Source organism: Thermostichus vulcanus str. 'Rupite' (assembly GCF_022848905.1).
GTDB lineage: Bacteria > Cyanobacteriota > Cyanobacteriia > Thermostichales > Thermostichaceae > Thermostichus > Thermostichus vulcanus_A.
In genome coordinates this window covers 60,863-81,228 of sequence record NZ_JAFIRA010000009.1, presented here as the reverse complement: position 1 = coordinate 81,228, position 20,366 = coordinate 60,863, and the positions used below count along the sequence as shown (strand labels likewise).

The 20,366-nt window shown below is 55.0% G+C and carries 19 protein-coding genes; 6 read left to right on the top strand and 13 right to left on the bottom strand.

The genetic code is table 11. From position 1 onward, the window contains the following. Nucleotides 1-414: 414 nt before the first annotated feature. The 4 genes from nadA to JX360_RS05650 form a co-directional block, all read right to left on the bottom strand. Nucleotides 415-1,365 carry a quinolinate synthase NadA gene (nadA, locus tag JX360_RS05665; RefSeq protein WP_244349635.1) on the bottom strand — a complete coding sequence of 317 codons (951 nt, stop codon included), beginning with the start codon at nt 1,363-1,365 and terminating at the stop codon, nt 415-417. Then, nucleotides 1,362-2,216 carry a carboxylating nicotinate-nucleotide diphosphorylase gene (nadC, locus tag JX360_RS05660; RefSeq protein WP_244349634.1) on the bottom strand — a complete coding sequence of 285 codons (855 nt, stop codon included), beginning with the start codon at nt 2,214-2,216 and terminating at the stop codon, nt 1,362-1,364. The genes nadA and nadC overlap by 4 nt, the downstream gene beginning before the upstream one ends. Further along, nucleotides 2,213-3,754 carry an L-aspartate oxidase gene (locus tag JX360_RS05655; RefSeq protein ID WP_244349632.1) on the bottom strand — a complete coding sequence of 514 codons (1,542 nt, stop codon included), beginning with the start codon at nt 3,752-3,754 and terminating at the stop codon, nt 2,213-2,215. The genes nadC and JX360_RS05655 overlap by 4 nt, the downstream gene beginning before the upstream one ends. A gap of 509 nt (nt 3,755-4,263) precedes the next feature. Beyond that, a complete protein-coding gene (locus JX360_RS05650; RefSeq protein WP_244349630.1) occupies nt 4,264-5,010 on the bottom strand; it encodes a hypothetical protein in 747 nt (248 codons plus the stop codon). A gap of 238 nt (nt 5,011-5,248) precedes the next feature. Between JX360_RS05650 and nagZ the strand changes: the two genes are divergently transcribed. Next, on the top strand, nt 5,249-6,796 hold the full coding sequence (nagZ, locus tag JX360_RS05645; RefSeq protein WP_244349628.1) for a beta-N-acetylhexosaminidase: 1,548 nt from the start codon (nt 5,249-5,251) through the stop codon (nt 6,794-6,796). 122 nt (nt 6,797-6,918) lie between these two features. On the opposite strand, the gene fabD is transcribed toward nagZ, so the two are convergent. The 4 genes from fabD to hmpF form a co-directional block, all read right to left on the bottom strand. After that, on the bottom strand, nt 6,919-7,791 hold the full coding sequence (gene fabD / locus JX360_RS05640; protein ID WP_244349626.1) for an ACP S-malonyltransferase: 873 nt from the start codon (nt 7,789-7,791) through the stop codon (nt 6,919-6,921). Between the two features lie 4 nt (nt 7,792-7,795). After that, nucleotides 7,796-8,827: a beta-ketoacyl-ACP synthase III gene (locus JX360_RS05635; RefSeq protein ID WP_244349625.1), complete on the bottom strand. Its 1,032-nt coding sequence runs from the start codon at nt 8,825-8,827 to the stop codon at nt 7,796-7,798. A gap of 5 nt (nt 8,828-8,832) precedes the next feature. Next, complete coding sequence (gene plsX, locus JX360_RS05630) at nt 8,833-9,936, bottom strand: phosphate acyltransferase PlsX (protein ID WP_341830531.1); 1,104 nt, start codon at nt 9,934-9,936, stop codon at nt 8,833-8,835. Between the two features lie 211 nt (nt 9,937-10,147). Next, on the bottom strand, nt 10,148-11,893 hold the full coding sequence (gene hmpF, locus JX360_RS05625; protein ID WP_244349624.1) for a pilus motility taxis protein HmpF: 1,746 nt from the start codon (nt 11,891-11,893) through the stop codon (nt 10,148-10,150). A 386-nt stretch (nt 11,894-12,279) separates the two neighbouring features. Between hmpF and trpC the strand changes: the two genes are divergently transcribed. The 4 genes from trpC (at nt 12,280) to JX360_RS05605 (ending at nt 16,227) form a co-directional block, all read left to right on the top strand. Next, nucleotides 12,280-13,209, top strand: coding sequence for an indole-3-glycerol phosphate synthase TrpC (trpC, locus tag JX360_RS05620; protein WP_244349639.1), 930 nt, complete (start codon nt 12,280-12,282; stop codon nt 13,207-13,209). 37 nt (nt 13,210-13,246) lie between these two features. Next, complete coding sequence (locus JX360_RS05615; RefSeq protein ID WP_235277476.1) at nt 13,247-13,474, top strand: DUF5340 domain-containing protein; 228 nt, start codon at nt 13,247-13,249, stop codon at nt 13,472-13,474. 105 nt (nt 13,475-13,579) lie between these two features. Beyond that, on the top strand, nt 13,580-13,777 hold the full coding sequence (locus JX360_RS05610) for a heavy-metal-associated domain-containing protein (RefSeq protein WP_244349623.1): 198 nt from the start codon (nt 13,580-13,582) through the stop codon (nt 13,775-13,777). A gap of 134 nt (nt 13,778-13,911) precedes the next feature. Further along, nucleotides 13,912-16,227, top strand: coding sequence for a heavy metal translocating P-type ATPase (locus JX360_RS05605; RefSeq protein ID WP_279611276.1), 2,316 nt, complete (start codon nt 13,912-13,914; stop codon nt 16,225-16,227). Between the two features lie 219 nt (nt 16,228-16,446). Here JX360_RS05605 and JX360_RS05600 read toward each other — a convergent pair whose 3' ends face one another. From JX360_RS05600 to JX360_RS05585, 4 genes are all read right to left on the bottom strand, one after another. Further along, complete coding sequence (locus JX360_RS05600) at nt 16,447-16,893, bottom strand: Hsp20/alpha crystallin family protein (RefSeq protein WP_244349622.1); 447 nt, start codon at nt 16,891-16,893, stop codon at nt 16,447-16,449. A 168-nt stretch (nt 16,894-17,061) separates the two neighbouring features. Beyond that, nucleotides 17,062-17,358, bottom strand: coding sequence for a PepSY domain-containing protein (locus tag JX360_RS05595; RefSeq protein ID WP_244349620.1), 297 nt, complete (start codon nt 17,356-17,358; stop codon nt 17,062-17,064). Between the two features lie 83 nt (nt 17,359-17,441). Beyond that, nucleotides 17,442-17,954, bottom strand: coding sequence for a VOC family protein (locus tag JX360_RS05590; protein WP_244349619.1), 513 nt, complete (start codon nt 17,952-17,954; stop codon nt 17,442-17,444). A gap of 82 nt (nt 17,955-18,036) precedes the next feature. Then, the gene (locus tag JX360_RS05585) at nt 18,037-19,014 is read right to left on the bottom strand and encodes an acetyl-CoA carboxylase carboxyltransferase subunit alpha (RefSeq protein ID WP_244349617.1); all 978 of its coding nucleotides are present in this window, start codon (nt 19,012-19,014) and stop codon (nt 18,037-18,039) included. 255 nt (nt 19,015-19,269) lie between these two features. Between JX360_RS05585 and JX360_RS05580 the strand changes: the two genes are divergently transcribed. Then, nucleotides 19,270-19,794, top strand: coding sequence for a hypothetical protein (locus JX360_RS05580; protein ID WP_244349613.1), 525 nt, complete (start codon nt 19,270-19,272; stop codon nt 19,792-19,794). Nucleotides 19,795-19,835: 41 nt separating this feature from the next. Here JX360_RS05580 and JX360_RS05575 read toward each other — a convergent pair whose 3' ends face one another. Next, nucleotides 19,836-20,366 carry a chemotaxis protein CheW gene (locus tag JX360_RS05575; RefSeq protein WP_244349612.1) on the bottom strand — a complete coding sequence of 177 codons (531 nt, stop codon included), beginning with the start codon at nt 20,364-20,366 and terminating at the stop codon, nt 19,836-19,838.

Below are 20,366 nucleotides of genomic sequence, written 5' to 3'. Positions count from 1 at the left end.
CTTGAGTGTGGTGGTGACCCGTTTCATGGGGACTATTGTATATATATTTCTGTTGCTGAATAAATTCAGCCTGTGCGCTTATATCCCCCGGTTAGAAACCGGGGGCTTTACGCTGCTTTTCGTAACTTTCTCTAGCATCTCCCCGCTCCTTTGGCCTGTTTTGCCCAGGGATGCTGGCGATGGATCCACCCATCGATGCATGAGGACCATAGGGTGAAAAAAAGGCTGGTTGCACCTTAGTTGGTCTGGTGGGGGGAAGTTGCAGCCGCCTATGGGGGGTTCTCAATCCGCTACCTCCAGGCCTGGACTCTCAAGGGAGAAGTGCCCGATGGGTCTAGCAGGCGGTTGGGATCCAGTTGGGGTTCCTGTGGGGATCCCTAGGCAGTTGCACCCCACCCAACCCAAAGGAAATCATCAAGCCAGCGCTAGCATCCGCTCAATAGCCCTACGGGCTTTACTAGCAGTTGGCTCCGGAACACGCACTTCGTAGATTTCTTCTTGCAAGGATATCCAGACTTTCTCTAGAGTAATTTTCTTCATGTATTGGCAAATAGCACGCTCACTGGCAGGATAAAAGGTTTTATCTGTCATTTCTTTCTGGAGCCGGTGAACAATTCCAACTTCTGTGGCCACAATGAACTCTTTAGCCAGGCTTCGGCGAGCATGTTGAATCATGCCCTCTGTGGAAAGAATGTGTACTTTGCCTTTTGAATCCCCAGTGGCTTGGTAGTACATGCACGAAGTTGAACACCCACACTCGGGGTGAATCAAAAGCTCTGCTTCAGGGTGAATGGCGTGCATAGCGTCAATCTCTCGGGGGTGGATGCCGGCATGCACATGACACTCCCCTGGCCAGATGTGCATTTTCCGCCCCGTTACCTTCTCCAGATAGGCACCTAAGAACATATCTGGCAGAAAGAGAATCTCTTGCTCAGGCGGAATGGCTTGGATGATCTTTAAGGCATTGGCCGATGTGCAGCAGTAATCCGACTCTGCCTTCACTTCAGCAGTGGTGTTGACATAGGAAACCACCACAGCATCAGAGTGTTCAGCCTTCCATTGCCGCAACTGCTCTGCATCAATCATCGCTGCCAGGGAGCAGCCAGCTTCTAGATCCGGCAAAAGCACGCGTTGTTCTGGACAGAGAATCGAGGCCGTCTCGGCCATAAAATGCACACCGCAAAAGACAATGATCTCAGCATCGGTCTGAGCAGCAGCTTGCGACAAACCCAGAGAGTCACCAACAAAGTCTGCGATGTCTTGAACTTCAGGAACCTGATAGTTATGGGCCAAGATTACCGCGTTTTTTTCAGTCTTGAGTTTTGCAATCTCCTGTGTAATCTCTAGCTGCTCAAGAAGAGTCATGCCGCAAGTACCTCTAAATGCATATCGATAGCCTTAGCAGAATGGGTGAGGGCGCCGACAGAAATAAAGTCCACGCCCGTAGCAGCAATCTGGCGCACGTTATCTAGGGAGACCCCCCCTGAAGCCTCCAACGGTACACGCCCTTCAGTCATCTGCACTGCCTGGCGCATCTCCTCCGTAGACATGTTGTCCAGCATCACACGATCTACACCCGCTTGCAAAGCCTCACGTAACTCTGCCAGATTTTTTACCTCAACTTCAATTTTGAGCATTATAGGCGCATAGCGGCGAGCGCGCTCAATCGCCGCCACAACCCCACCTGCTGCGCGAATGTGATTGCTTTTAATCAAGATGCCATCATAGAGGCCTATCCTATGATTGTGTCCACCGCCAACATAGACCGCGTACTTCTCCAGGATCCGTAAGCCAGGAGCGGTCTTGCGTGTGTCCAAAATCTTTGCCGAAAAACCCTGAACTGCTTCCACATAGCGCGCCGTGAGTGTGGCGATGCCACTGAGCCTTTGCAAGAGGTTCAAAGCAGTGCGCTCGCCCATGAGGATGGTTCGCAGCCGTCCCTTGATCTCAGCAATGGTTTGACCGGGAACAAGCCGGTCTCCGTCACAGACCTGCGGCACAAACTCTATCTCCTCTATCTCATTATCCAAAGTTGCAAAGACCATCTGAGCAATCGGTACACCCGCAACCACACAGGCTTCCTTAGTGCGCATAACCGCTTGTCCGATGTGATCAGGTGTGCAGATAGCTTCGCTGGTTACATCGCCAGGGCCGATGTCTTCTTGCAGGGCATTTTTAATGATTGTTTGGACAGCAAGGGAATCCAACCTACTCATGGCGACTCCGTTTGCAACTGCTTCTCCCGGCGCATCAGTCGATCTTTCTGAATGATGATATGGGTTTGCCAGCTGGGGTTCTCCCAAGGAAAGTCTGAGCGCATGTGAACTCCGCGTGTTTCAGCCCGCAAGAGGGCACTTTGAGCTATGAGCCGAGCAGCCAAGGCTTGGTCTTGAGCAGGACCCCAGCCTTCAGATTCTAGACGGCTGAGTTCGCCAATGGCATATTTTAGGCCCCTGCGATCTCGCACTAGACCGACATGCTCAGTCATGAGCCGTTTAACTTGAGGGTGTATATGACTATGGGAGTGGCTGGGTTCCCAGGAGTCAGCTTGGCTAAGCTTGGGGGGTCTGGGTTTGGGGAGTTCACGCTGAATCGCTGCTTCCACAGCCCGCCTGGCAAAGACCAAACACTCCAAGAGGGAATTACTGGCCAAGCGATTGGCGCCATGTACCCCAGTGCAGGAGACTTCCCCAATGGCAAAGAGATTCTTGAGGGTTGTCTCCGCCCAAAGGTTGGTGCGAACTCCTCCAATGCTGTAGTGGGCTGCAGGAGCTACAGGGATGAGATCTCGTGTTGCATCCAACCCATAGCGCAGGCATGTCTGGTAGATGTTGGCAAAGCGAGAACGCACCAGCTCAGGATCAAGATGTTGCAAGCTTAGAAAAACGTGCTCTGCTTGAGCTTTGTGAATCTCTGTAAAGATGGCTCGGGCAACGATGTCTCGAGGGGCAAGTTCTGCCCGCTCGTCGTAGTGAGGCATAAAGCGTTCCCCCTGCTGATTGAGCAGATAGGCTCCCTCCCCCCGCACAGCTTCACTGATGAGAAAACTGGGAGCGTTAGGAAGAGCCAAAGCCGTCGGGTGAAACTGAACAAACTCCAAGTCAGCCAGCTCAGCACCTGCCCGATAGGCTAACGCTATGCCATCCCCCGTTGCACCAGAAGGAGCAGTTGTGCGTTCATAAAGAGCTGCTGCCCCTCCGGTCGCTAAGAAGGTCACGCTAGCCAGCACAATTTGATGGGGGGCAACCTTTGCCCCAAGGCATACCCCGTCAGCTGTCACCAGATCAATCACGGGTGCCTGCTTGATAAGCTTGATCCTGGAATTTTGCATCACCAGTTCAGACAGGCGGGCAACGATACGCTGGCCGGTTGAGTTACCCCCCGCATGAACGATACGGCGGAAGCTGTGGCCACCCTCCTGCCCCAACTCATAACCCCAAGGCGTGCGATCAAAGGCTACCCCTAACCGATCCAACTCGTTGATACATTGGGGTCCGTCCCGCACCAGCACCTCTACCGCTTGCTCATCACATAAGCCCCACCCCGCTTTCAGGGTGTCTTCCCGATGCAGTTGCGGGGAATCGCTCTCATCAACAGCTGCAGCAATCCCTCCTTGCGCCCATGCAGAGTTGGTCTCGGAGAGGCTGGTTTTTGTGAGTAAGTACACTAGGCCATACTCAGCAGCGCGGAGGGCGGCATAGAGCCCTGCCAGCCCTGCCCCGATGACCACAAAGTCGCTCTCGAGAACTTCCATAAGGCTTCCTTTATAAGGATTTTTCTGGATCGGTGCAAGCCTTGATTCGGGAAGCTGTCCAGGATCCTAGTCGGCTCTGAGGCTTTTTATTATCTCAATCGTCCAAATGCTTCTGTTGTCAGATTAGGTTTTTCTAAGGGATACAAAGCTATGTATCCTCGTCTGCATGCTCGGCTGATTGGGAGAAAGCAAAGGGTAAACACCCCCCAATTAATTACACCAACCAGCTAGCTAGCTATTTTGTGGAGATTTGCTTGTTGTTTGCTTTAAGCAAGAACAGAGTGTCGAGCTTTCCAACTCAATCCAATCAGCACAGAGATTCTCAAGAATGCTAGTAACCTCGAGCATAGAGGCTTTGTAAGGTGGAACTGGTTTAGCTCAACTGTTCTAATATTCTAACAGAATGTTCTAACAGAAAGTTTGTCGTGCTAACTAAAAACAACATGAAAACAGAGCCAGATAACGAGATCAGGGACTTTGGGATTAAGCCATAATAGTGAGCCTACGCGTTAGTGTTCATTGGGTGCCAAATCAGCAATTGACTTTGCTCTATTTTCTAGATACTTAATCTTTTTTTCTAGATACTTAATCTTTTCTTCCATAGATGATAAAATCTCATCATACTTACTGATATATTCAGCGGAGCTAAGAATTTTTATAGATTTTACAGATGAGGAAGTTATACCCAAAGATGCGCTTGCAACCTGAGTCTTAACCTTGTTCCTAGTGGAGCCTATGGATTGTCGAGACTGAGTTAAGCGGTTGATATCCTGATTTAAGAGATCCCGTTTTGATTGCAGCTGCTCTACCTTAGCAATACCATCTTTGAGATACTGAATTAATTTTTGTCTTTTGGTTTGTAGATCTTGAATCGAGTCTTGTAGGGTTTGCTCTTCTTGCTGCAGATCGGCAAGCAACTGTCTATGAGATTCTATCTCTTGCTCTAGCTGAGTGGCTTGAGTGTTTGTCTGAGTCTCTGCATGAAGCTGGCTAGGATGTGTTTTCCACTTGTGTAAGTCTGCTTGTAAGTTTTGCAGAATATCTCTGAGGGTGGCAAACTCTTTTTGCAACTGTTGCAGGTTCAGGGTGTTGAGGTCACTTTGTTTTTGATGCTGCTGTAGAGATTGTGCCTGGATCTGGGCTTTAGCCTCCCCCGCAGATAGGGCAGAAGCCACATAGCCCGTCATTCCCGTAGCCAAACCTGCCGCTCCTGCCTGCAACAGGGATCCTCCCGCCCCTAGACCACTGATGGCCACTGTCACTCCGGCCAACGCGGGAAAGGTCATGATCCAAAACTGGCGTGGGGGTAACATGGTCGGCCCGAAATATAAAAATAAAAAGATTTGTTGTCATTTTATACCCATCTTGGTGTGGGTTTTAGAGTCCCCCTGTAGAGCATGGGGCACTTTTCTAGGGATTTTCTAGAGATTCTTTGCAACTCCCCATCCGCAACTTAAGTTACCCTTGGCATCGGAGAAAAAAAGGATTCCGCTTTTGACCCGCTTTATCGATTCCCCCCTGAACGAAATGGATCTGAGTACCTGGAGCCTTGAGGAAAAGGTGGGGCAACTATTTTTGGTTTATTTCGAGGGGCCGTTGCTATCGCCTGCCCTGAAAGAAATGATCCGGGAGTATCACATAGGTGGGCTGATCTTCTACTCGGTTGCTGGGAATATCCAAACGCTGTCCCAAGTCGCTCAGCTAACTGCGTCTGCCCAAGCCCAAAGTCGGATCCCCTTGTGGATGGGTATTGACCAAGAGGGGGGGCCGGTGGTGCGTCTCACAGAAGGGGTGACGGTTTTTCCCAGCGCTAGGGCGGTAGCGGCAGCGGGATCCCTTGAAGATGCCGAAGCCATGGCCCAAGTCGTGGGCATCGAGCTAAAAAGCTTGGGGTTCAACCTGAACTTCGCGCCCGTTGTCGATGTCAACAGCAACCCCTACAACCCAATCATCGGCATCCGTGCCTTTGGGTCTGACCCGCAACAGGTGGCGGACTACGGCCTGGCGATGCTGCGGGGGTATCGACAAGCCGGGATCCTCTGTACCCCGAAACATTTTCCCGGCCATGGGGATACCCATATCGATTCCCACCTGGGGTTACCACGGGTGGATCGCCCGCTGGTGGAGCTGCAAGCCACGGAACTCTACCCCTTTCAAGCCCTGATCCAAGCAGGGGCAGAAGCAATCATGACGGCGCATGTGGTGATGCCTGCCCTGGGATCCGAACGACCGGCAACACTGGCTCCTGAGATCTTGTCTGGCGAGTTGCGGCAACGGCTGGGGTTTACAGGGGTCATTTTCACGGATTCCATGACCATGGGGGCCATTGCCCAAACCTACGGGATCCCGGAGGCGGCAGAACTGGCTTTTCAAGCGGGGGCCGATATTCTTCTGTTTGGAGCGGATCGCGGCTTTACACCGGTGGTGCAAAAAGAAGCCTATGCCCACCTGTTGCGGGGGTTCCGCAGCGGACGGTTATCGGTGCAGCAACTGGAGCAATCGGTGCAGCGGATCCTGAACTTGAAACAACGCTATCGCTTGGGATCCCCACCCGACTCGAAAAGGGCAGAAACCGCCAAGCCTGCCACCAGTCCCAGTCATCAGGCTCTCGCTCAGCGCATTGCCCTAGCCAGCATTACCCTTCTCAAGGGATCCCTGCCCCCTTTAGCCCCTGACCTATTGCTGATTACCCCGGTTCCTCTCTTGGGGGAGCTGCTGCAACACGCCTTACCCAGTGCTCAAGTTTTCCGGATTACCCTGGATCCCAACCCTGAGGATTGGCCAATACTCCTGGAAAGGGTCAAAAGGGCTGAGCAAGTGGTGGTGGGATCCCTGGATCTCTTTCGTCACCCGGCCCAGAGTGAGTTACTGGCGAAGCTGGTGAGCGCCCTTTCCCCCGAAAAAGTGATCGGCTTAGCCTTGGGATCCCCCGAGGATCCATCCGCCCTGCCGCAGATCCCAGTTTACCTGGCTTGCTACGGCACAACCCCCGTTTCTCTACAGGCTTTGGTGGAGGTTTTGTTGGGTCGGATCCCAGCTTAAGGGTGGATGCGGGGTAACCCCGGATCCCCATCTCGACAGGTCTGATCCCGGCGATCTCAGCTGATCTCAAGAGGTCTCAAGATCTCAACGGATCTCATCAGGGGACAACTCAAGCGCAAAACCTAGAGGCTTAGGGTACTCAAGTTTTGTCGCTGCAGCGCCGGTACAGTTCGTTTCACCAACCCTGTCAACACAGCCCCTGGGCCGATTTCCCACACCTGTTGGATGCCGTCGGCGGCCATTTGCAGAACAGTTTCCCGCCACCGCACCGGGGCTGTCATTTGCACCAAAAGGGCCTGTTTGAGCAGCTGCGGATCTTGGCTGGCAGTGGCGGTACTGTTGCTGTAAACCGGCACCCGTGGGGTTTGAAAGTGGATTGCCTCTAGGGTTTGGGCAAATTCATCGGCAGCAGCCTGCATCAACCAGGAGTGAAAAGCACCACTCACCTTCAAAGGAACAGCCCGTTTGGCCTGTAGTTGCTCACAGACGGCTTTCACAGAATCGACATGGCCGGTGATCACCACCTGATCCGGGCTATTGTCATTAGCAATGGCCACATCGGGAATGACATCGCAGAGATGCTCTAACTTGGCTCGGTCAAACCCGATCACCGCCGCCATCCCCCCAGCGGGATCCCCCTCTCCTACCGCATCCATCAACTGACCCCGCAGCGCCACCAGCCGCAAGCCGGTTTCAAAGTCAAACACCCCCGCCGCATAGAGGGCGCTGTATTCCCCCAAGCTGTGGCCCGCCGTGCAGGCAGGGGTCTGGCCCTGAGCATAGAGGTAATCCGTTAGCAGGGCGGAAACGGTAAACAAAGCTGGCTGGGTGTAGCGAGTTTGGTGAATTTGTTCTTCCAACAGCGCTAAGGGATCCCATCCCAATAGATCACAGGCCAAAGCCAACTTCTGCTTGGCCCCCTCCCAATCCCGTAAGTCTGCTCCCATGCCAACGGCTTGGGATCCCTGGCCGGGATAAATCCAGGCAATGGTCATCAATCTACTTCCCCCAACGAAACACAATCGAGCCCCAGGTGAGACCGGCGCCAAAACCCACCATCACTCCCAGATCGCCGGGGCCAAAGCGCCCCTTTTCCACCCAATCCGCCAAAGCGATGGGCACCGAGGCCCCGGAGGTATTGCCGTAGTGCTCCAACACACTGGCTATGCGAGCCGGATCCACCTGCAGGCGTTTGGCAATGGCATCGAGAATGCGCTGGTTGGCCTGGTGAACAAAGTACCCCTGCACCGCTTCTGCTGGGATCCCGGCCCGGAAGAGGGACTTTTCGATGACCTCCGGCACGGCATGGACGGCAAACTTGTACACCTCCCGCCCATTCATGGTGATGGGGCGACAGCGGTATTGCCCCACCTGCAGGGATCCCACTAGGGATCTGGCTTCCGTTTCCATGCGCAAGCTGAGCAGCTCACTACCGGTACCATCGCTGCGTAACTCAATGCCCAAAATCCCGTGTTGGCCAGACTGCAACGGATCTGCTGCTGCCGCAGGATCCGCCTCCAAAAGGACAGCACCGGCCCCATCCCCAAACAACACACAGGTGGTGCGATCCGTCCAATCCACCGTGCGGGAAAGCACATCCGCCGCCACCACCAAAGCCCGTCGGTACAGCCCGGTTTGCAAAAATTGGGTTGCCGTGGCCACGGCAAAGACAAACCCTGTGCAAGCCGCTGTCAGATCAAAAGCAACAGCCCGTGTGGCCCCAAGAGCCGCTTGCACCTGGGGCGCAGACCCGAAGCGGTCGGCACTGGTGGAGGTGGCCAACAGAATCAGATCCAAGTCTTGGGGGTGTACCTGGGCCTGGGCAAGCGCTGCGGTTGCCGCCTGATATGCCAGATCCACCACGCTGAGTTGCGGTGGCAGAATCCGTCGTTCCCGAATGCCAGTCCGGGGCCAAATCCATTCATCCGAAGTCTCGACGATGTGGCTCAAATCGTCATTGTGCAGACAGGGATCCGGTAGGGCGGCACCAATCCCCACCAACCGCACTGTTGGGAGGCTATTGTTGGGCATCGGCTCTATCCTTCCACCCGATCCAACGGTCGAAAGGGCAAGACTTCTGGGTTTAGGTCGGGAGATTGCACCTCGCTGCTCTCAACGGGTCGAGACCTCAGCCTCGAGTTAGAGTTTGAGTCGGTGTTGTCTGCCATTTCTGTCCGTAACCGTTCCAAGACTTTCTGTTCAGCCGCTTCTTTGGCCAGCCGAATCGCATGATAGACCATGGCTTCTTTGGAGCTGCCATGGGTGATCACACAAATCCCGTTCACCCCCAACAACAAAGCACCCCCATACTCCACGTAATCCATGCGCCGCTTTACCCGCTTGAGATTGGGTTTGAGCAGCCAGGTGCCAATCTTGCCCCGCCAACCGCGCGGTAGCTCCTCCCGCAACACCTGGGTAATCACCTGACCGACACTTTCGGCAAACTTGAGCAGGGCATTGCCCACAAACCCATCACAGACCACAACATCGAACTCCCCCGTCAGCACATCCCGCCCCTCAGCATTGCCGGTGAAGCGGATCCCCTTTAATTCCGCAAGACGTTGATGAGTGGCAACCGCTAAATCATTACCCTTGTTGGGTTCTTCGCCAATGTTGAGCAGGCCGACCCGCGGATGATCGATGCCCATCACACACTGGCAATAGAGGGATCCCATGCGGGCAAACTGCTCCAAAAAGCGAGGCCGACAATCGACATTGGCCCCCACATCCAACAGCAGAACCGGCTTACCTTTCAGGGTGGGCAAAAGAGCGCCGATGGCGGGACGATCAATCCCCGCTAACCGCCCCAAACCCAGATGAGCAGCGGCCATGGCTGCACCTGTGTTTCCGGCTGCCACCACCGCATCTGCCTGCTTGGCCCGCACCTGCTGCATCGACACATTGATGGAAGCCTTGGGCTTTTTACGCACCATCAGGGGTTCTTCCGCCATACCCACATCCTCTTCGGCAGGCACAATCGTGATCCCCGACGGCAACGGCTGCGGCAAGAAAGGTTGTAGGGATTCTGGACGACCGACTAGTGCGATCTCAACCTGAAGCTGTCGATGGGCCAGCAGGGCACCCTTGATGATCTCTTCGGGAGCATAGTCACCCCCCATCGCATCAACTGCAATTCGCACAAGCTGACCTCACACTGGAATACCCTTGGCGGCCCGAGGAAAGAACCGGATCGAAATGACTTTTAAGTCCCCTCAACCCGAACGGATTGGGGTCTTGATGACCGCAAAGTGCTACCGAATTTTACCAGATTTGTCCTCCCCCTTGATGAGGTCGCGGATCCACGGAGAAGCAGGAGGCGATTTAACTGGATAGGCTGGATCAGGCTTTCAATCACGCTTGGGCAAGGGTGGCCAAGAGAGATTGCACCTGCTCCACATGGGTGCGGGCTGTGGAGGTTTCCTGCTGGTGTCGACTCCAATCCGTTTCCAGTTGTGCCAGTTGTGCCCCCAAATCCGCCCACAGATCCCGCTCGGGGTAGAGGCTAGCCTGCAGATGATTGAGTCGCCCCCAGGTTTCTGCCATCGCCTGTGTGCGTACCCGCAGGGATCCCTCTTCTTCCTCCAGTTGTCGCCATTGCTGCTCCAGCTCTTGCCGTTGGCGAGCCAGATTCTCCTGTTGAGGTTGCAGAGACGATTCCAGTTGCTGAATGAGGGTTTGCAAACGACTCTGTTCCTGCAGGAGGGCTTGTTTCTGGCTGTCGATCTGTCCCAAGATGGGCCCAATATCAACGGTCGGCAGGGTAGGGGCAGCAGTGGGTTGGCCTTGCAACTGGCTGAGTCGGGCCTCTTGGCGGATAAGCTCTTCGTATTCCCGTTGCAGGTTTTTCTCTTGGGGCAACAGGGCTTCTTCTAAGGCTCCGCAGGCGGACTGCGCGTAGTCGATATCCATTTCAATATCAAACTGCTCATCAGGAGAGGCTGTTGCTAAGCGCTCTTGCAGTTCCCGCAAGGCTTGCCGGTTTTGTTCTAGCTCAGCCCGCTGTTGGTTCACCTGAGCAGAGCGCTGTTCGTAATCCCGCCGCAGTTGGCTGACCAAAGTCGTCAGTTCCTCCAGGGAGATGGGGGGATCTGCCGCTCCTGCCGCGCCGTTGCTCACTCCGCTGGCGGTGATGAAATCGTACTCTTGCACGAGGCGATAGGTTTGCTGGTGGAGGATCTCCTGCAGTTGCAGTTGCTTGGCTATCTGCTGCAGTTGCTCTTGATAAGCCCGCAGGGATCCCTGTTGGGCTTGCCACCCAGCCTGAGTTTGATCCCACAATTGACGGGATCCCCACCAAGCGGTACGGCGCTCTTGCCAACGGTGGTGATCCTGATCCAACTCATTTTGTTGAGTTTGCGCCTGCTGTCGCTCCTGTTCTAGGGTTGCGATTAGCTGGTTTAGGTGCTCTTGGCGCTGTTGGATGTGGTTCTTCAAGCTTTGGACAGGGGCAAGGGGATCCTGAGCAGGCTGTAAACACTCCTGGAGCTGCTGAATCAAAGCCTGTAGCTGTACTGCTTCCTCCTCCCCCAGTCGGCTGGAACGGGCCGCCTGCAACTGTGCTTCCAACTCCTGTTGCCGCTGATGGAGAGCTTCCCGCTGCTGCCCGATCAGGCGTTGTTGCTCGGCCAGGTGGGCCTGTTGGGTTTCCAGCTCTTGTTTGAGACTGTCCAGGAGTTTTCGATCTTCTTCGACCCCTTTGTATTGCTCGTAGAGCCGCTGGATTTCTTCCTCTCGCCCTTCTAGCTCCATCTCGCGACGGGTGAGCTCCTGGGCCTGAAAGGTGAGGGATTGCTTCCAAACTTCGATCTCTTCCTCTTGGCTGCGGGCTTTGTCCTGAACGCGGCTGAAGTTTTGTAAATAAGTAACCAGTTGACGAGCCGCTTCGCTAATGCGGGAAACCTGACGGCTACCGGAGATTTCCGCTAGCACCAAGGAGCCATCCTTAAAGCGGTTCGCGTCCTGGGCAATGCGACCCTCAAGGGTAATGGCGTCTTCGTTGACCGCCACCCAGGTGTTGTCTTGCTGCTGCTTAGCCAGCAATTGCAGAGACGACTTGGCAAACCCAATTGGCTTGGATAGCTCTGCGAGATACAGCACACCTGGACTCCTTCAAAACAGCATAGACAGCGATGATCTAAATTCTGCCTCAGCCGAGCCGCTCCCCCATCCTGGGAAGTTGGGATGGTGTTTAGGGTGCAGCGAGTCAACCAGGCTCAATAGCCAGTGCTTGTGCTTTGTCCACCCACCCCAATTGGATCCACATGCTTGGCAATGCAGTAGGCAACTTGGCCCCTATCCTAACTTGCAGTTTAACCAGCTTCCGTTGGGATCGTTCACCCTCTGGAGTAAAAAAAACCACCTTCCCGCAGCTGGGTTTGCGGAGGGCTGGAGTAGCTATTCAAACTGTCACTGGAAAACTAGAGTAGTCTAGGGTGTGGTGTGGAGTTCTGTTGAGGGGTTCTATGGAGCTACGAGGTGAACCACTGTCCATCCGTCGTCGTTCTCCTGCTCCAGCGATAGTGGTGGCCTCCCAGGTCTATCAATCCGCCTCGTCTGAAGCCAAACCTCGCCATATCTTAGAGGAGATTGTCTGGCATAAAGAACAGGAAGTGGAGCGCCAGCGTCAACAGGTGCCCCTCAAGCAGTTGCAGCAACAGGTGGCCCAAGCGCCTCCCACCCGAGATTTTGTGGCGGCTCTTACCCAATCTCCCCACCCGGTTTCTTTAATTGCCGAGGTAAAAAAGGCCTCTCCCAGCCGCGGCATCCTACGGGATCCCTTTGACCCGGTGGCAATTGCCCGAAGCTACGTGGCAGGGGGGGCCAGTTGCTTATCGGTGCTGACGGATGAGCGTTTTTTTCAGGGCAGTGGCGAGTATCTCCGGCAAATTCGCCAGGCTGTAGAAATCCCGCTGCTGTGCAAGGAGTTCATTCTCTATCCCTACCAAATTCTGTGGGCCCGCTCGTTGGGGGCAGATGCGGTGCTGTTGATTGCGGCTATCCTTTCGGATACCGATTTGGGTTATTTTCTGAAATTGATTGTCCAGTTGGGCATGGCGGCTCTGCTGGAGGTGCATACCCCACAAGAGTTGCAGCGGATCCTGCAGTTACCTCAACTGGAGGAGGCCAAGGGGCGGGTGCTGATTGGCATCAACAATCGGGATCTGAAAACCTTTACGGTGGATTTGAACACGACCCGCCGACTGTTGGCCACCTACCGGGATCTCCTTGCCGTTCCCGGCAGCGGTGCGGCGCACCCGCACGTTCTACCGGTGGTGAGTGAGTCTGGTATTTACACTGCCGCCGATCTGCAACAGTTACGGGATTGGGGAGTTCGCTCTGTACTGGTAGGGGAAGCCTTGGTGAAACAGCCGGATCCCGGTCAAGCTGCCCGTCACCTGTTGTCGTCCCATTGAATGAGGATCAGATGGATCCCAAGGATCGCTCAGACCGATGAAACGTATTCCTGTACCTGCTCATGTCCACTATGAATTTTTGCTGCGGGTTCTGGAGCGGCAGACCTTTCCGGCAGTCGAAGAACAGGATTTTAACAATCGGGCTCGTATGCAGGAGCTGATCAATTCCTTGCGCAAGGCCCTAACCCAACAGCAGCAACTGGAAGAAGACTGGCGACAGCGGGGCTATCAAGTGGATCACCGTTGGAATATGGAAGAGCCGTGACCCCTCTTGACTCTCCAGTGGACTGTAAGGTTTAGCATCAAGCCAATTGAGTTCTAGAACCGCTCCGACCGGGGGTGGCACCTGACTTCCAGGAGGCTTTTCAAGATGCAGACCGCGTTGACCGTACCGAAACTAGCCTGTTCTGCCTGTGTAGAAACTGTCACCAAAGCTGTGCAACAACTGGATCCGCAAGCCCAAGTCCAGGCGGATCCCAAAACCAAGCAGGTGGTGATTACCTCCGAGCGCCCCGTGAGTGATTTGCGGCAGGCCCTGACTCAGGCGGGATATCCTCCGGCTCCGTAAATTGACCCAGGTTTATTCCTTCCCAATTCATCACTCCGGCTGGCCGAATCCCTTCCAACCCCAAACTTCTGCTCCCTCCAGATGGGGAGCAAGGGTTGGTTCTCTTGACCTAAACAATTTATCGAGGTGTCGCCATGTCTGCTCACCCAAGCTCTGAGGCGTTTTCCGGCGCTTTACCAGCTCAGAAGGTTCCCGACCCCACCTCTGAGGCAACCTGGCAGTTGGCTTTGCAGGGCATGAGTTGTGCCTCCTGTGCCCACAGCATTGAACAGGCTTTGACGCAAGTGCAGGGGGTCTCTCAGGGATCCGTTAATTTTGCCACCGAACAGGCCACTGTCAAAGGGGATCCGCAACGGGTCAGCCCCGAGCTGTTGATCCGGGCGGTCCAACAGGCGGGGTATCAGGCGCGGTTAGTCCAGGCGGATGGGCAGGATTCCGAGACAAGTGATGCCGAGCGGATCGCCCAACGGGCAGCAGAACGGGATCTGAAACTGAAGGTGGCGATTGGAGTGGGCATCAGTACGGTCTTGGTGATCGGATCCCTGCCGATGATGCTGGGGATGGAGATCCCAGGCTTTCCCATGTGGCTGCACAATCCCTGGTTGCAGTTGGTGCTGACGGCCCCGGTGCAATTTTGGGTGGGCAAGCATTTTTATCGCGGTGCTTGGGCAGCTTGGCAACGGCGTTCGGCGGATATGAACACGTTGGTGGCTTTGGGAACGAGCGCAGCTTTCTTCTATTCCCTGTTCCCAACGATTTTTCCTCATTATTTCCATCGGCAGGGGCTCCACCCCGATGTGTATTATGAGGTCTCGGCGGTGGTCACCACCCTGATCCTGGTGGGCAAGTGGATGGAGCAACGGGCCAAGGGGCAGACCTCGGAAGCGATTCGCAAGTTGATTGGGTTGCAGCCGAAAACGGCGCGGGTGATTCGCAATGGTCGGGAGGAGGATATCCCGATTCGAGAAGTCCAGGTGGGGGATCAGATCCGGGTGCGCCCCGGAGAAAAGATACCGGTGGATGGGGTAATCCTTGAGGGATCCTCGGCGGTGGATGAGTCGATGGTGACGGGGGAGAGTTTACCTGTGGAGAAGTCTGCAGGGGATGAGGTGATTGGGGCAACTTTGAACCGGACGGGTAGCTTTGTGATGGAAGCCCGTCGGGTGGGTAAAGACACCGTTTTGGCCCAGATTGTCCGCTTGGTTCAGGAAGCCCAGGGATCCAAAGCGCCGATTCAGCAGTTGGCGGATCAGGTTACGGCTTGGTTTGTGCCGGTGGTGATTGGGGTTGCCCTGTTGACGTTTATCCTCTGGTTGATTCTGGGTGGCAACCCGACCTTGGCCCTAGTCAATACCATCGGCGTGTTGATCATCGCCTGTCCTTGTGCGTTGGGTTTGGCAACTCCCACCTCGATCATGGTGGGTACAGGGCGAGGGGCTGAGTTGGGGGTACTGGTGAAGAGTGCCGATAGCCTGGAGCTGGCCCATCGCCTGCGCACCGTGGTGTTGGATAAAACCGGCACCCTGACGGAAGGCCGTCCCACGGTCACGGATATTTGGACGAATGGCTCCTCTTCCCTGGAAGTATTGCGCCTGGCTGCGGCAGTGGAGCGGCACTCGGAGCATCCTTTGGCCCAAGCGGTGGTTCAGAAAGCCGAAGCTGAGGCCATTTCCATTCCAACAGCACAGCAGTTTCAAGCCATCGTCGGCAATGGGGCAGAAGCTTGGGTTCAAGATCAGCGGGTTCAAGTGGGGCGGCTGAGGTGGTTACAGGAGTTGGGAATCCCTTGGGATCCTACCCTGCAGGGACAGGTGGAAACTTGGGAACGTCAAGGCAAAACGGTGATTGGGGTCGCCCAATCGGGGCGCTTACTGGGGCTACTGGCGATTGCCGATCCGATTAAACCCACCTCCCCCGAAGCGGTGCAGCGGCTGCAACAGATGGGCCTAGAGGTCATCATGCTCACGGGCGACAACCCAACGACGGCCCAAGCCATTGCCCGACAAGCAGGGATCCTGCGGGTGATCGCCCAAGTACGCCCCGACCAAAAGGCCGCCCATATCCGCCGCTTGCGACAGCCTCAACACCTAGTGGCGATGGTGGGGGATGGCATCAATGATGCGCCCGCCTTGGCAGAAGCCGATGTGGGGATTGCCATCGGTACGGGTACAGATGTGGCCATGGCCGCCAGTGATATCACCCTGATGTCGGGGGATCTACGGGGGGTGGTCACTGCCATTCAGCTCAGCCGGGCCACCCTCAACAACATTCGGCAAAACCTATTTTTTGCTTTTATCTACAACACACTCGGGATCCCGATTGCGGCGGGGGTGCTTTATCCCTTGACCGGCTGGCTGCTCAACCCGATTGTGGCGGGGGCGGCCATGGCTCTCAGTTCCGTTTCGGTGGTCACCAATGCCCTACGCTTGAAGCGGTTTCGACCCCGTTAGAGTGGAAGCTGAAAGATGACAAAAATAGAAACAGAAAAGGTAGGCTCATCACCTACCTCAACTCAATTCAATCTCAATTCAATTTCAATTATGTTGGTCTATTGACGCTTGCCCTTTGAGGGGCTTCACCCTTGACTCTGAAATCCCAGTGGGATCGAGAACTGGGCGAGAACCCCTGTCTACCCTGCGGAGAAAATCAACGGAACCCTAACCGTCAGATTAGGAAACAACATTCACTTTCACCAGTTGCGCTTTTTCAGATTCTGCTTTCGGCAGAGTTAGAGTTAGGATCCCATCTTTGTATTCCGCTTTCACCTGATCATGTTGGATCCGGTTCGGCAGCGGGATCACCCGTTGGAAACGTCCATAGCGGAACTCACTGCGGGTTACGCCTTTGTCTTCCGAACGTTTTTCAAATCGCCGTTCTCCACTGATGGAAACCGCCTCGGCTGTGGCTTGGATGTCCAGATCTTTGGCATCTAGACCGGGCAGCTCCAGCTTCAGGGTAATGGTTTCCGGATCATCGTGCATTTCCACCGCAGGCAAAAAGGCAAATCCACCATCTCCGTTGGTGGTAGTGCGAGGCACCAGACGGTCAAACATCCGGTTCATTTCCCGTTGAATTTCATCAATCTCACGAAATGGATCCCAGCGAACGATATTCATAAATCGTCCTCCTGACAGTTTTGCTTTAACTTTCGATCCAAACCTAGAGGCTCAGCACAACCTCTATGCTTTTAGTCTAGACAACATCAGCTGAAAATATGTAGGGTTTTCTGGACATCTTGAGGGGATTTACCGATCCTCAGAAGCGGATTAAAACCAAGTTAAGAGTTAGTTAAGACTTCTGCGTTTGAGCTGACGATTGGGTCGTGTTTGTAGCCACATGCTGAGACCTGTTGCCACCATAACCAACAAACCTATCCCATTCAGAAAGGGATAAATGGCCTGCAGGTTGAGGGGCCCCCACTGACCTTTGTGGATTTGGATGAGCCAGTAGTAGTCAAAATTTTGATTGAGGAGGGCAATTTGATACAGGGATCCCGTCAGTACGGTCACCACCAACGGCAAAAACAGGATGGGGGCGAGAAAGCGGTGGATCTTGCGGATGGTCATTTTGTTCAGGGCCATGGGATTCTCTCCAAAGCAGGGGGCTTACTCTGCAATGGTACGAGGGAAACGCTTGAGTGGTTTTGTCGACTCTCTCCCATAACCTAAACGAGGCTCTCATGCCGGGATTGGCTCAACCCCTGATATTCCTTCGGATCAAAGAAGGACTCCCCAGCTACATAGGCTCGACCGGGGGAGAGATCCGGCAAGGGATCCGCTTCTGCTTGGCCGTCGAACGTTAGCTCCAACAACACCCCGTTGGGATCGTAGACAAACAGTTGCCATAGGTGGGTTCCTGGCACAATAAACTCACGACAGGATAGGCCCAACTGGGTAATCCGCCGCTTGAATTCGTGAAACCCTACCGCCTGCAGGGAGATGTGATCAATGGCTCCAGTTTCTAAGGGGGCCACTCCTGATTTCCCTAAGGCGGGGCCACCGGCGTAGATGTGAAAGATGGTGGGATTTTCGGGGGTTGGGCAAGCCAACCAGGCTCCCGGAAAGCCAAAGTTGGGGCGGGGAACTTGCCGCATACCCAGGATCTGGGTGTAGAAGCGGATCGTGGCTTCCAAATCGTTGGTTTTGATGGCGACGTGAAATAAGCCCGTGAGCACCATAGTTCCTTGTGCAATCCTTAGATCTGCCCCTAAGTCTCCATGCTTCGCATCAAGTCAGACCTCTTTCCCAGCCCTGACTGAGCTAACAGGTCACCTCCAAAAAGGATCCCATGCGGCGAAACTTCTGGTAGCGTTCCTCCCGCAGTTGTCGGCCACTTAAGCTAGAAAGTGCCTGTAGATGCCTCAGCAGGGTTTGCTTGAGGGTTTGGGCTGCTTCCACCGGAGCACGATGGGCACCTCCAACGGGTTCAGGTAGGATCTCGTCAATGACTTCCAGCTGCAGTAGGTCTTGGGCCGTGATGCGCAGGGCTGCCGCTGCTTGCGGAGCTTTCTTAGCATCTTTCCAGAGAATGGCTGCACACCCTTCTGGGGAGATCACCGAATAAACGGCGTGTTCAAACATCAATATCCGGTCGCCAACACCAATGGCCAGTGCTCCACCGGATCCCCCTTCGCCGATGATGGTACAGATGATCGGGATCTCAAAGCGGAAGAGGGCTTGCAGATTGGCGGCAATTGCCTCCCCTTGGCCTTCTTCTTCTGCCTTCACACCAGGGTAGGCCCCTGGAGTATCAATAAACGTGAGCAAGGGTAGACCAAAACGGTGGGCATGCTCCATCAGCCGCAGCGCCTTGCGGTAGCCAGCCGGATTGGGCATGCCGAAGTTGCGGTGAATATTGTCTTTGGTGTCGCGGCCTTTTTGGTGGCCCACGATCACAACCGGCTGATCTTCCAACTTGGCCAAGCCACCAACAATAGCCGGATCATCCTGGCCATGGCGATCCCCATGTAGCTCGAACCAATCATCACAGATGGTTTGTACGTAGTCGAGGGTACTGGGGCGGCGGGGGTGACGGGCCACCTGTAGGCGCTCCACCGGGGTCAGCTGACGGAAGATCTCACGGCGCAGTTCTTCGGCTTTAGCCTCCAGCTGGCGAATTTGCTCGGAAGCCTCGATCTCGTTGTCTTCGGCCAAAGCGCGAATCTCCTCAATGCGTTGCTCTAGGGCAGCAACAGGCTGTTCAAAATCCAGCAACATACGGTCGGTAGATTTGGTCATGACCGATCGATCCAAAAACAGGCTTTGGGTTGGGCAGGGTTGGATGTCGATCTTCTCATATCCTTCTTACATCCGGTTCCTCACAGGCAGAAAAAACAGAATCCTTCCACCCTCTACTGCCCAGCACACGCACATGACAGGCACATTATGCTGCGTTGCACCCCTAGCCCCTCGCACGTTCTGGGTAAGGTCTTTCTGGAGAATGTTAAAGAAGAGTAGAGTGAAGAACCAATACCCGTTGCAGGAAGGGATCCCTTGCCTACGACCCCCAAAACACCGACGCCTGCGCCGCTGCCCCCCTGGATCCGCTGGGCCATAGTGGGATCCGTGGTGGTGGCGATTGGGTTGGGGGCTTTTTGGCAACATGGGCAACCGGAGCGGCAAGTGCGTGTCCATACCGAACGACTGCTCCAGGCAGTGGAGGGGCGAAATTGGGAACGGGTGGAGTCGCTCCTTTCCGAGGCTTACGCCGATGATTGGGGCTTTGATAAGGAGACGGCCCTTTCCTACAGCCAGCAGGTTTTCGGCCAATTTTTTCGCCTACGCATTCAACCGCAAGAGCTACAGGTGCAGATCAGCCCAGAGGCCAGAGGGAAGGCCACGGTTTGGTTTGTGATCGAGGGATCCGGCGGCCCCTTGGCCAACCTGACTCGGGATCAGGTCAATGCGTTGGAGCAACCGTTTCAGTTTTACTGGCAGCGGCCTGGAGGCAACCCCTATCGCTGGGAGTTGATCCGCATCGAGAACCCTGACTTGGAAATCCCTGCGGTTCGTTCTTGAGCGGATTCGGGGCTCTTATCTGCCGCCGCTGATCTTGGTCGTTATACAGTGGATGAGGGGTTGAGGGTGAACCAGAGGTCGGGGTCGATGATGAACAAGTGAGAGAACGTCCCCGAAGCGGGAACCCACTGGACGATCCCTCGCTGGCGGGCTTGAGCGGCATTGCGGCTGGGGACGGGCTGGAGTTGAGAAAGGGGCAAGCGGCGCAACAGGGGTGGGGTGGGGATGGGCAGACCCACTTGCTGTTGATCAGGCCGCTGCAACAGGATCAGGGTTTGGGGTTGGAAAGGTAGGTGTTTGCCCAACAACAACCGACCCGGATTGAGTAGAGGAATGAATGGGTCTGCTTCACTGGATTGGTGGGAAAGCCTAAGGCGAATTGACGGGATCCCATTGCCTGCATTGGGTCGGAGTTCTCCTTGAATGTCCTGCCAGGCCAAAACCCGCTGCGCCCGTAGGATCGGCAGCCCGAAATTATAGGATCCCAGTTGAAAGGTGATCAACTTCTGCTGATGCCTTAGTGCTTCCTGCTGGGCCAAGCGCCGCGAGCGCAGCGGAGACAATAGAGCCAT

Excerpts from the sequence above, each read along its gene's own strand:
- nadA (WP_244349635.1), bottom strand. The coding sequence starts at position 1,365 with ATGACTCTTCTTGAGCAGCTAGAGATTACACAGGAGATTGCAAAACTC.
- nadC (WP_244349634.1), bottom strand. The coding sequence starts at position 2,216 with ATGAGTAGGTTGGATTCCCTTGCTGTCCAAACAATCATTAAAAATGCC.
- JX360_RS05655 (WP_244349632.1), bottom strand. The coding sequence starts at position 3,754 with ATGGAAGTTCTCGAGAGCGACTTTGTGGTCATCGGGGCAGGGCTGGCA.
- fabD (WP_244349626.1), bottom strand. The coding sequence starts at position 7,791 with ATGACCATTGCCTGGATTTATCCCGGCCAGGGATCCCAAGCCGTTGGC.
- JX360_RS05635 (WP_244349625.1), bottom strand. The coding sequence starts at position 8,827 with ATGCCCAACAATAGCCTCCCAACAGTGCGGTTGGTGGGGATTGGTGCC.
- JX360_RS05615 (WP_235277476.1), top strand. The coding sequence starts at position 13,247 with ATGAAACGTATTCCTGTACCTGCTCATGTCCACTATGAATTTTTGCTG.
- JX360_RS05610 (WP_244349623.1), top strand. The coding sequence starts at position 13,580 with ATGCAGACCGCGTTGACCGTACCGAAACTAGCCTGTTCTGCCTGTGTA.
- JX360_RS05605 (WP_279611276.1), top strand. The coding sequence starts at position 13,912 with ATGTCTGCTCACCCAAGCTCTGAGGCGTTTTCCGGCGCTTTACCAGCT.
- JX360_RS05600 (WP_244349622.1), bottom strand. The coding sequence starts at position 16,893 with ATGAATATCGTTCGCTGGGATCCATTTCGTGAGATTGATGAAATTCAA.
- JX360_RS05595 (WP_244349620.1), bottom strand. The coding sequence starts at position 17,358 with ATGGCCCTGAACAAAATGACCATCCGCAAGATCCACCGCTTTCTCGCC.
- JX360_RS05590 (WP_244349619.1), bottom strand. The coding sequence starts at position 17,954 with ATGGTGCTCACGGGCTTATTTCACGTCGCCATCAAAACCAACGATTTG.
- JX360_RS05585 (WP_244349617.1), bottom strand. The coding sequence starts at position 19,014 with ATGACCAAATCTACCGACCGTATGTTGCTGGATTTTGAACAGCCTGTT.
- JX360_RS05575 (WP_244349612.1), bottom strand. The coding sequence starts at position 20,366 with ATGGCTCTATTGTCTCCGCTGCGCTCGCGGCGCTTGGCCCAGCAGGAA.